The 14,821-nt window shown below is 35.7% G+C and carries 10 protein-coding genes; 9 read left to right on the top strand and 1 reads right to left on the bottom strand.

What is annotated here, in order from left to right:
* Positions 1-421: 421 nt before the first annotated feature.
* The 4 genes from Q5O86_RS03435 to Q5O86_RS03450 all read left to right on the top strand — a co-directional run bounded on the left by Q5O86_RS03435 (position 422) and on the right by Q5O86_RS03450 (position 7,319).
* Positions 422-1,054 (top strand): hypothetical protein, encoded by a 633-nt coding sequence (locus tag Q5O86_RS03435; protein WP_302625751.1) that lies wholly within the window; start codon positions 422-424, stop codon positions 1,052-1,054.
* A gap of 179 nt (positions 1,055-1,233) precedes the next feature.
* Positions 1,234-2,052 (top strand): MoxR family ATPase, encoded by an 819-nt coding sequence (locus Q5O86_RS03440; RefSeq protein WP_302625752.1) that lies wholly within the window; start codon positions 1,234-1,236, stop codon positions 2,050-2,052.
* 12 nt (positions 2,053-2,064) lie between these two features.
* Positions 2,065-3,264, top strand: coding sequence for a VWA domain-containing protein (locus Q5O86_RS03445; protein ID WP_302625753.1), 1,200 nt, complete (start codon positions 2,065-2,067; stop codon positions 3,262-3,264).
* Between the two features lie 302 nt (positions 3,265-3,566).
* On the top strand, positions 3,567-7,319 hold the full coding sequence (locus Q5O86_RS03450; protein WP_302625754.1) for a glycosyl hydrolase family 18 protein: 3,753 nt from the start codon (positions 3,567-3,569) through the stop codon (positions 7,317-7,319).
* 161 nt (positions 7,320-7,480) lie between these two features.
* Here the strand turns inward: Q5O86_RS03450 and Q5O86_RS03455 are convergent, their stop codons facing one another.
* Positions 7,481-7,798 (bottom strand): helix-turn-helix domain-containing protein, encoded by a 318-nt coding sequence (locus Q5O86_RS03455; protein WP_302625755.1) that lies wholly within the window; start codon positions 7,796-7,798, stop codon positions 7,481-7,483.
* A 306-nt stretch (positions 7,799-8,104) separates the two neighbouring features.
* Here Q5O86_RS03455 and Q5O86_RS03460 point away from each other — a divergent pair, with 306 nt between their 5' ends.
* The 5 genes from Q5O86_RS03460 to Q5O86_RS03480 all read left to right on the top strand — a co-directional run bounded on the left by Q5O86_RS03460 (position 8,105) and on the right by Q5O86_RS03480 (position 14,533).
* Entirely contained in the window at positions 8,105-9,901 is a 1,797-nt protein-coding gene (locus Q5O86_RS03460) for a glycoside hydrolase family 16 protein (RefSeq protein WP_302625756.1), read from the top strand.
* A 192-nt stretch (positions 9,902-10,093) separates the two neighbouring features.
* Positions 10,094-12,739: a right-handed parallel beta-helix repeat-containing protein gene (locus Q5O86_RS03465; protein WP_302625757.1), complete on the top strand. Its 2,646-nt coding sequence runs from the start codon at positions 10,094-10,096 to the stop codon at positions 12,737-12,739.
* Positions 12,740-12,831: 92 nt separating this feature from the next.
* A complete protein-coding gene (mscL, locus tag Q5O86_RS03470; protein ID WP_302625758.1) occupies positions 12,832-13,278 on the top strand; it encodes a large conductance mechanosensitive channel protein MscL in 447 nt (148 codons plus the stop codon).
* 68 nt (positions 13,279-13,346) lie between these two features.
* Positions 13,347-14,024, top strand: a complete 678-nt coding sequence (locus tag Q5O86_RS03475) for a response regulator transcription factor (RefSeq protein WP_302625759.1) — start codon at positions 13,347-13,349, stop codon at positions 14,022-14,024.
* 77 nt (positions 14,025-14,101) lie between these two features.
* Entirely contained in the window at positions 14,102-14,533 is a 432-nt protein-coding gene (locus Q5O86_RS03480) for a hypothetical protein (RefSeq protein ID WP_302625760.1), read from the top strand.
* Positions 14,534-14,821: the final 288 nt, after the last annotated feature.

Consider the following 14,821-nt stretch of genomic DNA (forward strand, 5'->3'; position numbering starts at 1 on the left):
GGGCTCCTGTGCCTACTTTTTTTATATAGATAATGAATACGGCTCTAAACTTTACCCCCAAGTAAAGTTTAGAGCCGAATTTTTAGGGGTAAAGCAGATTCAGAAAAGTACAAATGATAAAAGTACACAGTACATTAGGAGTATGAACATTTTGGAAAACAATTAAAGTAAAAGGACTGCCATATCAATGAGTTAGGGACATTGGTGTGGCAGTTTTTTATATGAAAAGAAAGTGATTTGCATTTTTTTGTAGAAGTATAAGGTAGTTTATATTATTTAGAAAAAAATTAAATATTTTTTCTAAAAGTGTTCCGAAAAGAAGCATTTTCTCGTTTTTACTAATAAGAGGGTTTGATTTAATACTTAACAAAAAAGAATGGCAGGGGAGAGCATGGAAATGGGAAACAAAGGAGGAAATTAATTGAACAGATTTTCATTAAAGAAAAAGATAGCATTGGGTATTTTATTTGTACTGTTTGTATCTCTGTTTCTATTTTGGTGGTTTTATGTGAGATTAGAATTATGTTTGTACTATAATGAAACTATTAAAGAAAATAATATATATTTTGAATGTAACAGCTTAGCGAATTGTGCATATGTTTCATCCTGTATCTGGGATGGAAAAGATGAACATAGGGATATCGTAATACCGGATGAAGTGAATGGAAAGACTGTCAGCAGGCTGGGGGGATTTTCTGGCCGCGGTGCACCGGGACCGTTTAGGATATTATTTCCGGACAGTTATTATTTAAAAAAAGATGGACAACAAATTAGTTATTGTATGGAAGAGAGCACACTATCTGACAATGATTTTGAGTATGATATAAAAAGTGTAGCATTTACATTACATATTGGGAAAGAATTAAATAAAATAGTGGATATAGATATGGATACTTATTATCCAAAAGAAAGGGGAGCGAATAAGGTAACATTTTACCATCCGGTAGTTTATGTTTTGTGTGATAAAGAGAACAAAACATTTTATTCAAGAGATGGAAAATTATACTACAAGTCGAATGATAAATTAGTAGAAGACTTTGCCTATACAGATTAAAAAGTAAATAAAAAATGAGAACCACAAGATATTATTTTTTCTCCTTTAATAGTACCTTGTGGTTTTTATTTTGTTTTTTTGTTATACTAATTTTTACTAAGAAATATTTGGAAGATATGAATAAAATTTAATAGAATATTTTTACAAACATTAAGAGCATAATTTGAAAGGAAAATGGAATGTCAAAAGAAACAAGATTTACAGGAACAGATACTTATGTGGCAGCGGACGATTTAATGGCATCCGTAGAGGTGGCAATGGAATTGCAGAAACCATTGTTAATAAAAGGAGAGCCGGGAACGGGAAAAACTATGCTGGCAGAAGCTGTCGCAAAGTCACTAGACAAGGAACTTCTGATATGGAATATAAAATCAACGACGAAGGCACAGGACGGGCTCTATATTTACGATACAATACAGAGATTGTATGATAGTCAGTTTGGTGTTGAGGGTGTAGATGATATTGCCAGATATATTAAACTTGGGAAGCTGGGAGAAGCATTTAAAAAAGAACAGCAGGTTGTGTTATTGATTGATGAAATTGACAAGGCCGATTTAGAGTTTCCAAATGATTTGCTGTGGGAATTGGACAAGATGGAGTTTTATATTAATGAGACAAAAGAGACAGTAAAGGCAAAAATAAGACCGATTGTGATTATCACTTCTAATGCAGAAAAGGAATTGCCGGATGCATTTCTCAGAAGATGTATTTTTCATTATATTAGCTTTCCTGATAAAAATTTAATGAAACAGATTGTTCATGCTCACTTTGAAAATCTGGAAGAAAATCTATTGGAACAGGCGATGAATGCATTTTATAGAATTAGAAATATAAGAGATATGAGAAAGAAGCCTAGCACATCTGAATTTATTGACTGGCTTAGAGCGCTTATGATTGGAGGGATAAATCCGGAAGACATTGAGAGAAAACTGCCGTATCTCGGTGTATTGATAAAGAAAGATGAGGATTTAGAAACCGTAAAGAGAATTAATTTATAAAAGGAGAATCATATGTTTACTCCCTTTTTCTATACTTTGAAAAGCAACGGACTGGATATATCGACAACAGAGTGGCTCACCCTGATGGAAGCTCTTAATAAAGGTTTGGCAAATTCCAGTTTTACTGATTTTTATTATCTTTGCAGAACAATTTTTGTAAAAAACGAGGGTGATTATGATAAGTTAGATACTGCATTTTTAGAGTATTTTAAAAATATAAAAGAAGATAAGCTAAATATGGAAAAACTAAATGCATGGCTTCACAATGACAGTGATATTGTTCAGCTGACGAATCCTGAGCTATATAAGGATACAAGAACAAAAAAAGAGGCAACTGAAATTCACAGAATGTTTCGCGAAAGATTGGGTGAGCAGCATACAGAGCACAATGGAGGAAATTATTGGATAGGAACAGGTGGAGGTTCCCCATTTGGAAAAAACGGAAGGACAGCCGGTGGAATACAATTGGGAAATCATTCCGGAATGAAGACAGCTTTTGCAGTGATGGGAGAGCGGCGTTATAAGGATTTCCGTAGAGATAAAAAACTGACAATGAGACAGTTTCAGGTGGCGCTTAGGGAATTGAGACAATATTCCAGAAAACTTGATTTGCCAAAAACAGAATTGGATATTGACGAAACAATAAATTCTACATGTAATAGAGGCGGATATCTGAAATTAGAGTTTGAGCAGCCCAGAAAAAATACGGTAAAGTTAATGTTATTATTTGACAGTGGTGGTTCGATGTATCCATATAGTGAACTTTGTAACGAGCTGTTTCAGGCGGTTCATAAAGCAAATCACTTTAAGGATGTCAAAACCTATTATTTTCACAACTGCATTTATGCAAGGCTTTATAAAACTCCGGAATGTGTTCATGGTGACTGGATTGATACTACATGGGCGTTTAAAAATTATGATAAAGATTATAAAGTCATTATTGTGGGGGATGCCGGGATGGCAGAAGAAGAATATCTGGATAAGAACGGTAATTACAGTGGTCCAAATGATGGTCTTTCAGGACATGAGTGGATGCAGTTATTTAAAAAGAAATATCCTAACTGTATATGGCTGAATCCGTCATATCATGGAGATTTGACAAGAATGTACTGGATGGCATCGGAACGTATGATTAAAGAAATAGTAGATATGTATCCATTAACTGTGGATGGACTGAAACGGGGAATAAAAAAACTAATGTCAGGCGAATAGAAAATATGTCAATATATTAAATCTAAAAATACAAAAAAGGTTAAAAACATTTTTGAAATGTTTTTAGCCTTTTATTGCATTATAAATCAAAAAACACGAAAAAATATAGAGGAATTTTGTAAAAAATGTACAAAAAAATAATGGCGTTTAAAACTACTTTTCACGAAAATGCCGGGAATAGCGTAAAAATAGTTTTTTAATATGGCTATTTTGCCAATAAATTTATATAATTTTATATTGTAGAGTAAAACATTAAAATCCATCGCATTGTGAATGATAAGCGATGGTGAATGGAGGGAAACATGGGCTATCTTAAAAAGATTGGCAGAAGAGTCATGGTTATCACATTAATTTTGTGTTTAAGCATTGGACTCTGTGCAGGTATGAACCTGATTGGGGATACGAAAAAGGAAGTAAAAGCTGCGGATTCGGGGTTTACGCAGAATGACTTTCTAAAGTGTGATGGGACTTATATTAAAAATAATTACGGAAAAGGGAGCAATATTTATCTAAGAGGAACCAATATAGGTAATTTGTTTGTTCAGGAAAGTTGGATGAGTTCTACAAATGCCAAAGACCAAAAGGAGATTTTAGAAACATTGACAAATCGGTTTGGTCAGGATAAAGCGTTGGAACTTTTGGACTACTATGAGAGTAATTATTTTACAACGGCAGATTTAGATAATTGTAAAAATATGGGGATGTCTGTTATCAGAGTTCCTTTTACTTATATGAATCTGTATAAAAAATCGGGGAGTAACTGGGTTTTGAGAAGTGATGCATTTACTAGGCTTGACTGGATTGTCAGTGAATGTAGTAAGAGAGGGATATATGTTATTTTAGACCTTCATGGTGCATTTGGTTCGCAGAATGGGCAGGACCATTCCGGTCAGGTAATTAACAATGCGTCGGATGTCACATTTTTTAGTAATGAATCACTTATGAGTCAGACATTAGAACTTTGGAAGGTAGTAGCACAGCATTATGTGGGAAATCCTGCTGTAGCAGGATATGACACTTTAAATGAACCTGGCGAAAAGGCAGGAACAACCGGTGAGAGACATTGGAATTTCTATAATAGGATGTATAATACGATTCGTTCTGTAGACCCGGACCATATTGTTATTATGGAATCCTGTTGGGGAGCAGGAAATTTACCAAATCCTACAAGATATGGATGGACGAATGTTGTATATGAATATCACCATTATCCTTGGGACTATGTAGCAGATACAGATGCAAATTATAACGGACAAAAGAACGCAATTGATAATCTTGTAAATAGTGTAAATAATGCAAATTATGGTGTACCAACATATATTGGAGAGTTTAACTGTTTTGATGGAGCATCTTCATGGAAATATGTTCTTGAAAAGATGAACAAGGCAGGATGGCATTATACAAACTGGTCTTATAAATCCAGAGGAATGGGAAGCTGGGGAATCTACCATGAAGCAGGAAATGAAAAAGTGACTCCATCATCTACTTCCGAATCAGATATTAGAAGAATCTGGGGCAGTAGCAGTGTCGGAACGAATGTAAATGACAGGGGAGTTACTTATAATAATATGAGAACGAAGCTTCCGGGAACGGTAGTAATGGCTGATAAAGCTTTTGATGATAACAGTTATTTCTCTATCAAGGCAGGTATCAATGGAAAATATGTGTGTGCAGAAGATTACGGAGAGTCCGCATTGGTTGCAGATAGAAGTTCAGGTGGTGAGTGGGAGCAGTTTCGTGTGATTTACAATTCGGATGGAACGGTTTCATTCCAGTCAAGAGCAAACAATAAATATCTCTGTGCCGTGTTTGATGATACGGATTCAGAAAATCCGATACTGCCTAGAAGTAATCAGATTGGAACATGGGAAAAATTCTATTTAGAGCAGAATAGCGACGGCACTTACGCATTGAGAACATATGTAAATAACTATTATGTTCAGGCGGATATTAATGATACGAGAGCAGGGATACTTCATGCTATCGGTGCAACTGTGGGAACATGGGAAAAGCTGACTTTTGAGGCAAAAGATGCATCAGCGCTTCCAAAGGTAAATGGAGGAGATAAACCGGAAGAAACCACAAAAACGCCTGAGCCTACAACGGAAAAGCAGACGGAAAAAAATCCTGAAACCACGACGTCACAGGAGGAAGAGGTTAGTGTAAAAATTCCTACATACAGTGGAAAGTATGGCAAAAATTTTAGAGCAGTAGCATATTATCCAAATTGGTATGGAGATTATACATCAAGAGTGCAGTGGGATAAGCTGACACATGTAAATTATTCGTTTGCTCTGCCAAACGATAATGGAACAATAGATTCTGTGGCAGGTTCAGCAGGTGTAATTAACAGTCTTATCAAAGCGGCACATGCGAATGATGTAAAAGTAAGTGTTGCGGTAGGAGGATGGTCTTATTCAGATGGAAGGGAATGTGCAAGAGTGTTTGAGAACGCAACAAATACTGATGCGAAACGTCAATCACTGGCAAATGCAATTCTTGCCATGGTAGACCAGTATGGATTTGATGGTGTCGACATAGATTGGGAATATCCGACAGCAAGTTCAGCAAGTCAGTTTACATCATTTATGAGGTATTTGAGAGCAGGTCTTACAGAGAGAGGGAAGTTATTAACATCAGCAGTTCAGGCAACAGGTGGAACTTATCAGACAGATGAGGTATTGTCCATGGTTGATTGGATTAATGTGATGGCATATGACGGAGACAGTGGAGCAGGACATTCACCATACAGTCTGATTGTCAATTCGTTTAACTACTGGCATGGCACAAGAGGGGTAGATGCATCGAAAGTAGTGCTTGGTGTTCCATTCTATGAGAGACCAAACTGGGCATCTTATGCGGATGTTGTTGCAAAAGATTCGGCAAATGCATATAAGGATTCTGCAGTGATTGATGGTACAACAGTATATTATAATGGTATTAATACAATGAAGCAGAAAGCAAAATATGCAGCAGAAAATGCCGGCGGTATTATGATTTGGGAAATAAGTCAGGATTCCACAAACTCAAATCTCAGTCTATTAAATGCAATTTATGATTCTGCAACAGCAGTTGTTGGAAAGGGCGGAACGTCTGCAACAGTAACAGATATTCCTGGAACAGTAAAAGTGAATGCTTATGGTGACAAATCATCAGGAATCACATTAGAGACATCAGGGAATACAATTTATGCCGGAAATCTAAACAATGATTCATATCTTGATTATTATGTAAAAGCGACAGAAAAGGGAACATATAGTATAAAGCTGAATCTTGCGGCAGGTGACGCACAGTGGAATGCCAAGAATATCGTTATAAAATTAAATGATGCCGCAGTGGCAACAGTCCCTATCACGGCAAGTAGTTCATGGACAACATTTATTGAACATACAGCAGATATAACTTTTGCGGCGAAAGGAACATACAAATTAACTCTGGTTTCAGATGGTGGTGCATGCAATGTGTCAGATTTTACATTCGCAAAGAAGGCAGAAGAAACAACGCAGACACCGACAACGGAAGAACCGACGACTTTACCAAAAGAGTTTGGCATTGAAATTAATGGATTTCAAATAAGCACTACTCTTGGAGGACATAGAGTCATCTACTCTATTTCCGACCCGAATCAAGAAGTATTAAGTTCCGGTCTGGTATATGGTGTAGCTGGTTATGTATCTAATGAGGATATGGTCGTAAATAGTACAAATAAAGCTGTAATGAGTTATCAGTCCACAGAAATTGGAAGAAGTCCGGTGTCGTATAGCACCTTTGAAGATGGTCAGAGCTTTACAATGACAATGCAGTTTATAGATTCTGCACAATATTATAGTGAGAAAATGCTGGTAAGGGCATATGCACAGTTAAAGAACGGACAATATGTTTATAGTAATGTGCGTTCCTATACAGTTTATGAAATTGCAGATTCCTTATATAAAGATAGAAAAATGAATACCTATTCAGGACACAGCTATTTGTTCAATCACATTTTAAGTGTTGTGAATCCATCTTATAAGGAGATAGATTATAACTGGGGTGACATTATAGTGAAACCATAAATTTTCATAAAATAAAAAGAAGATTATGCATTTGCATAATCTTCTTTTTTGTATAAGCGATATGGAAAAGCAATTCGACTGCTGAATTGTTTTTTATAATCGCATACAATTCCGGAATGCGTTTGATGCCGCCTCCGGTAGTTCCTATGAATAAAATATATTTATTTTGCCCATATCTTAATGGTTTTTATAAGTTTAAGTTTATCTTCATCGCCCATCTTGCCAATAAGCTCCATAAGTTCATTGTCAAGAGCAGTTGTTGCGTATTCAGGTTCTACGCGTCCAACAAGAGAATCAAGAGTGATGTTCATTAGCTGGGCATAATAAATAAGTATTCTAAGAGACATTGCCGTTCTGTTGTTTTCAACATTGCTGATGTAACCTGGCGTGACATTTAATGCCTCTGCTACTTGAGCCTGAGTTAAATCCATGCTAATTCTTAATTCTTTGATTTTAGCTCCAAGACTTTCGTAATCCATTTTTTTAATCCTTTCAAAATACTTTTTAGATTTTGAAAGCAAAACATAAAAGAATTGCTCACAAATAAAGTATACAATAAATATTATCTAAATGAAATATATTAATTTTATACAATGATTATGATTGGTAAGCAGAAGAGAAAAAACTGGAATATATTTCCAATTTTAAGCAAAATAACAGGAAAAAATCATAAATTCATCAACTTTTTTATGTAAAATAAACAAAACATCTTGATAAAAACAATTTTATTTGTTTATATATACATATAAGAAACCAACATTAAAATGAAAGATTGGAGAGGCGTTATGAGAAAAGTTTTTAAGTGGGCATTATCATGTACGCTTGCACTTGCAATGACTGTTTCGGGAATTGTGATTGCTGACAAGGAGAGCGCGGATGTTAATGCGGCAGTAGGGGAATGGAAATTAGTCTGGAGTGATGAATTTAATGGGACATCTTTGGACACAAACACTTGGAGTTATGAAATTGGAAATGGAAACTGGGGATGGGGTAATGGAGAAGTTGAATATTATACAAACAGAACAGATAATGTAAAAGTGTCTGACGGATATTTGCAGATTATTGCAAAGAAAGAAAACTATGGTGGGCAGAAGTTTACATCAGGACGTATTATATCGAGAGGGAAGAAGAGTTTTAAATACGGAAAGATGGAAGCGAGAATACGAGTTGAAAATGGTAATCAGTCAGGTGTATGGCCGGCATTTTGGATGATGGGAGAAAAAGGCGGCTGGCCTGATTGTGGTGAGTTAGATATTATGGAACATGCCAATAACAGAAGTAATGTGGGCGGATGTATTCATTGGAATCCAAACGGATTTGGTGGGGCATATGACCATTCTTATAAGGGTGGTGATTACTATTTTACTGATAATGTGAATAATGGAATTACAGCCTGGCATACATATGGTGTTATTTGGGATGAGAAACATATAGAGTGGACTGTTGATGGTAAAACATTCCACACACAGAGATTTAACGAAGAAAATAATTATTGTTTCCAGCAGTATCAGTATTTCTTATTAAATCTTGCAATTGGAGGTACGCAGACTCCTTATACAGGAGGTCAGACAGCGCCGGATGATTATAAGACTGCGGTTATGTATGTGGACTGGGTTAGAGTTTCACAAAAAGAAGAAGCTCCGACGACAGAATATGATGGTCCTTATGTGACAGTTACCGAGGATGCAGTAGCTTCCTATGATGGACAGTGGGGAAGCTTTTTTGGAAACGGATGGACCGGAGCAAGCGGAACGTTAACACGAAATGGCTCAACAACTGATGGATTTACAATCAATGCAACATCTGTAGGAAACAGAGGTGACAAGGACAGCATATGGGGAATACAGGGACAGCTTTTAAATTTAAAGTATTATGCCGGAAATACTTATAAATATCAATGTACGATTACATCAGATAAAGACAAAAAGATTTTTGTAAAAGTTGCGGATGATGCAGAAGAGGCAATTGCAGGTGGCTATGTTTACTTAAAAGCAGGAGAACCATATCATTATGAGACAGATGTGGAAATTCCAAAGGATTTTGATGGCATGATAAGTCTTAAGTTTGGAATGGGTATTGATAATAATGGGGATGACCCGGTATCCAATGGTGAAGCTGTAAATATAAAAGTACAAAATGTATCTTTTGTGACAACAGCTACAATACCTGACCCGGACTACATCAAAAATCAACAGACAACGGAAGCACCGACAGAAACATCAACAAAATCAGATGAAACAACAGTATTGCCGACGGACAGACCAACAAAATCTAAGAAAGTGAGCGTGCCGAAAGTGAAAGTTAAGTCGGCATCAAAGAAAAAAGCCGGCAAGAAGGTAAAAATTTCTCTTAAAAAAGTAAAAGGTGCAAAGAAATATCGGATACAGATTTCAACATCTAAGAAATTTAAAAAAGTGCTTGTAAAGAAAACGTTCAAAAAAGCAAAATTTACAGTAAAAAGCAAGAGACTGAGAAATAAGAAAAAATTATATGTGAGAGCTAAGGCAGTTAAGATTGTAGGAGGAAAGTCCTATATAGGAAAGAAATGGTCAAGAGCTAAAAAAGTTAAAATTAAAAAATAGCTATAGATTGAGTAAGTGAATGGGAAACCACGAATGAAAATATTTTCGTTCGCGGTTTCTTTTTATATTTTGCACTAAAAAAAAGAGAGCTGCTAAAAAAATGACACATACTCATAAGGAATAGAGAATGCTAAAATATTGTTAGATACTGGATAAAAAATCCATATCAATTTTTGTTGAGAGGTAGAGAGAATGATGAGTAACAAAAGGATGAAAAAAGTATTTGCGTACATACTTTGTTTATGTATGCTTGTATCCGGAATTTATATTTCTGATACAAAAAACGTGAGTGCAGCCACGACTACAAGCATTTATTTTTTAAATACGGGGAATTGGTCTGTAGTAAATGCTTATGTATATGGCTCGGCAGGTGAGGCTTTGGGAGGCTGGCCCGGAAAAACGGCTGAAAATATAGGGAATCAGTGGTGGAAAATTGATGTTCCGGCAGATGCTTCTTCTACGCCATTTAATATTATTTTGACAAACAGTGATGAGTCAGGAAGAACTGAGAATTACATATCGGACAGGACTAACGTATATTTAACAACTGTTACAGATGCGAAATATTCTTCAGCAGGGGAAGCTGAGAAAGCTATGGGTATTTCCGGTGGAGAACAGGAGACGGAAACAAGCGGCAGTGGTTCCGGTAATACAGATTTGAATTATGAAGTTGATTTAAATGGAGCGGGTGCAAGTCTTCCTTATACAGTATATGAGGCAGAGGAAGCGGTAACGAATGCCAAGGTGCTTTCTAAAAGCAGAACATACCGTACAGATATTCAGTCAGAGGCAAGTGGACGTCAGGCTGTTAAGTTGGTAAATACAGGGGATTTTGTTGAATTTACATTGGACAAAGCGGCAAACGCTATGGTTGTCAGATATTGCATGCCTGACAATTCAGACGGTTCAGGAATCAATGCAAGCCTGAGTATGTATGTAGGTGGAGTAAAGAAACAGGATTTAAGCCTGACGTCAAAATATGCATGGATTTATGGAGGATATCCATATAGCAATTCACCGTCTGAGGGAAAGGCTCATCGTTTTTTTGATGAGTCCAGAGTATTTTTTACGGATGGTACTTTAGCAAAGGGAACAAAAATTAAATTACAGAAAGATAGTAAAGATACCGCAGGATATTATATTATAGATTTTATTGAATGTGAATTGGTTGAGAATGCAAAAATTAAGCCGGCCGGCAGTCTTTCTATTACAGATTATGGCGCTGTAGCTGGCGATGGGAATGATGATTATACAGCTATTGTAAATTGTATAGCGGCGGCAAAGAGTCAGGGAAAAGAGGTTTGGATTCCGGAAGGAACTTTTGAATTGAAAGAAAAGAGAATCATTGAAGTAAATGGTGTGACAATCAGAGGTGCAGGCATGTGGTACTCCAACCTTGTTGGCGCCGGTGCGGCATTCGGTTATACCGGAACATGTAAGTTTTATGACTTTGCGATGACAGGTACAGCTACGGTGAGAAAAGATGCGGAGGATTTGGCAGGTTTTGAGGGAAAAGGAAATGCTGAAAATGTTACAATCCAGAATGTTTGGATGGAACATATGAAGGTTGGCATTTGGAGTTACCAGACAACAAATCTTGTAGTTCAGGGATGTAGAATTAGAAACACATATGCTGATGGAATTAATTTGTGTTCGTCAACGAATAATGCAACTGTGAGAAATAATAGTTTTAGAAATACAGGGGACGATTGTATTGCTATTTGGCCTTGGCAGGGAGATTCCTGCAATAATACAATAGAGTATAATACAGTGCAGTGTCCAAACTTGGCAAATGGTATTGCGGTATATGGAGGTTCCGGAAATATTGTACAGTATAACAGTGTTTATGATACAATCAATAATGGTTCCGGTATATGTATTGGAACAGATTATGATACGCCAAAGGGATTTTCAGGAACAACAACCGTAAAAGGAAATGTTCTTGTAAGATGTGGTTCTTTACATACGGATTATAATTATCCGGTTGGAGCAATCTGGGTATGGGCAACAAAAAGTCCGATGACAGCTACATTTAATGTTACAGAAAATACATTATATGACTGTTCTTATGAGGGAGTGTTGATTGATGGTTATAATACTGTTTCCGGATTAACTATAAAGGATACAAATATTTATGGGGCGACGGATGGTATTTATGCAAAAGGTAATTCCAGCGTTTCGGCTGCTTTTGAGAATGTAGGGGTTGCTGAGTACAGCGGAAAATTAATTCATAATGAATTATCCGGTGCTACATTGAGTACAATTGGAAAAGGAGTATATCAGACAACGATTCCGGAACCGACAAAACCGGTTACAAGTTCAGTGAAAATTGACGTAAATGGTTATCAGATTAGTATGAAAGCAGAAGGTATAAGAACTTTATATACTGTAGATAATCCGAAGGATGAAGTAAATAGTATTGGATTAATATATGGATTGGCAGGCTCGGTGACAGAGGACGATATGGTTTGCGATAGTACAAACAGCAATGTATTTAATCATGATGCAACTGAGCAGGGCAAATCAGATTATAATTTAGGAAAGAAAGACAGCACTACAACCTATGTTATGACAATGCAGTTTAACACAGATTCTGTTGCATATCTGAGTACACAGTTTTATGTGAGAGCTTATGCAAAATTAAAAGATGGAACATATGTATACGGTGACGTTCATGACTGCTGTGTATATGATGTGGCAGATTGGCTTTATCAGAATGCAAACTCAAGTAATGCAAGTGCACATGATTATTTGTATAATAAAATTTTAAAAAAGGTATCACCGGACTATAAAGCAGTTAATTATGAGTGGGGAAATACAATTGTTCCGGTAAAGTAAGGTTTTATTCTGTAACTATAGTGTGTTATAATACGTTTATGACAAAATCACTGTTCACAGTAAGGAGTTATTAAAATACGGGAGATAAGATTATGTTAAAAGAATTTAAAGAATTTGCACTAAAGGGCAATATGATTGATTTAGCAGTTGGTGTTATTATTGGTGGGGCATTTAATTCACTGGTAACCTCATTAGTGGATAATGTTATTATGCCGCTTATCAGTATTCTTACCGGAAGAATTGATTTCAGCAATCTGTTTATCGCCTTGGATGGCAGACATTATTCCACATTAAAACGGGCACAGGAAGCTGGTGCAGCCACGCTGAATTATGGAACATTTATTACAGGGCTTCTGAATTTTATAATTATGGCTTTTGTAGTATTTTTGCTTGTTAAGGTAATGAATAGAATTAGAACAAGAAATAGAGTACTGTCAGCGCCTACCACAAAGGTTTGCCCACATTGTAAATCTGAAGTACATATTGATGCAGACAGATGTCCACACTGTACAAGTGAATTAGAGAAATCAAAAAGATAATATTAGTAAAAATAAGAGTTTCAGTTTAATAAATGCTGGAACTCTTCAATTTTAGAAAGGATAATAGGATGCAGAGTAAATATAAAATTTTAATTGTGGAAGATGATAATACAATTGCGGAAAAGATAAAAGGTCATTTAGAGAAATGGGCATATGATGTTTATATAGCAGAAAATTTTAGCGATATTTTAAAAGAAGTTTCAGACTTTTCTCCGGATTTAATTTTGTTGGATATTACTTTGCCTTATTATAATGGATTTTATTGGTGTACAGAGATTAGGAAATTATTTAAAATTCCAATAATATTTATATCGTCTGCCAATGATAATATGAATATTATTATGGCAATGGATATGGGAGGAGATGACTTTATTGCAAAACCTTTTGACTTAACTGTTTTAACAGCAAAAGTAGGAGCAATCATCAGGAGAAGTTATTCGTATGCCGGTCAGGTCAATGTGATTGAGAAGGATGGAGCAATTTTAAACTTGCTGGATGGTACATTATCATACAATGGACAGAAGGCGGAGTTTTCAAAAAATGAATTTCAGATACTCGCACTATTGATGGAAAATGAGGGCAGTGTTGTGAGTCGTGATACCATAATGATGAACTTGTGGGATAGTGACAATTTTATTGATGATAATACATTGACAGTAAATGTAACAAGGATTCGGAAAAAACTAAAAGATATAGGACTGGAAGATTTTGTAAAGACGAAAAAAGGAATAGGATATATGATATAGAGTTTGTGAATTGCAACGAATACAAAACAGGATATTGTAAATACTAAAGAAAAATAGAGTAAAACAGGGAGTAAGTCATGAATGAGGATAGTATAAATCTACTAAAAGAATGTAATTCGGGTTGTAAAATGGCAATCGAAAGTATGGAACGAGTGGAAAAAAATCTTGCGGATAATGAAATGAAAAGTATTATAGATGAGTATAAGGACAAGCATTGTCAGATAAAAGCACAGACGTATCATTTGTTAAAAAAGGATGGGGAAGATGGAAAAGACCCTAATCCAATGGCAGCAGCAATGTCTAAAATTACTACTGAAGTCAAGATGTCATTTATGGGTGACAGCCATCAGGCAGCAAAACTGATGATGGATGGCTGTAATATGGGAATACAATCTATATGTGAGCATGAAAATGATTGTCGCAATGCGGACGAGACAGCAAAAGAGGTTGCACATAATTTAGTAAAAATAGAAAAAGAGGTTATGGGTAAAATGGAAAAATTCCTGTGATGAGAAGAGATATAATGTAAAAAATGTTCCCTCAGATGTTAGATAGCTTCGTTTAAGTCTGAGGGAACTAGAGCAGTTCTTTATGCAATTGGGAATGTATTTAGTTGAGCATACTTGATGACTTACAATATATCTTATTTACATATCAATATAACGATAATGAGTATTCAAGTGAAAAGAAAAGCATCAATAAAAGATGAAGATGCAAGTGTTGTTTATAATGATTCATAAATTATTTTTAGACAGTGAATAATTTTACATAAGAAAAGGGTTAATTTTATAATTTAA

It is taken from the genome of uncultured Eubacterium sp. (assembly GCF_937958975.1).
GTDB lineage: Bacteria > Bacillota > Clostridia > Lachnospirales > Lachnospiraceae > Eubacterium_G.

What these genes read in the sequence shown, in the direction of transcription:
- Q5O86_RS03440 (WP_302625752.1), top strand. Translation starts at nt 1,234, where the DNA reads ATGTCAAAAGAAACAAGATTTACAGGAACAGATACTTATGTGGCAGCG.
- Q5O86_RS03445 (WP_302625753.1), top strand. Translation starts at nt 2,065, where the DNA reads ATGTTTACTCCCTTTTTCTATACTTTGAAAAGCAACGGACTGGATATA.
- Q5O86_RS03460 (WP_302625756.1), top strand. Translation starts at nt 8,105, where the DNA reads ATGAGAAAAGTTTTTAAGTGGGCATTATCATGTACGCTTGCACTTGCA.
- Q5O86_RS03475 (WP_302625759.1), top strand. Translation starts at nt 13,347, where the DNA reads ATGCAGAGTAAATATAAAATTTTAATTGTGGAAGATGATAATACAATT.
- Q5O86_RS03455 (WP_302625755.1), bottom strand. Translation starts at nt 7,798, where the DNA reads ATGGATTACGAAAGTCTTGGAGCTAAAATCAAAGAATTAAGAATTAGC.
- mscL (WP_302625758.1), top strand. Translation starts at nt 12,832, where the DNA reads ATGTTAAAAGAATTTAAAGAATTTGCACTAAAGGGCAATATGATTGAT.
- Q5O86_RS03465 (WP_302625757.1), top strand. Translation starts at nt 10,094, where the DNA reads ATGATGAGTAACAAAAGGATGAAAAAAGTATTTGCGTACATACTTTGT.
- Q5O86_RS03450 (WP_302625754.1), top strand. Translation starts at nt 3,567, where the DNA reads ATGGGCTATCTTAAAAAGATTGGCAGAAGAGTCATGGTTATCACATTA.
- Q5O86_RS03480 (WP_302625760.1), top strand. Translation starts at nt 14,102, where the DNA reads ATGAATGAGGATAGTATAAATCTACTAAAAGAATGTAATTCGGGTTGT.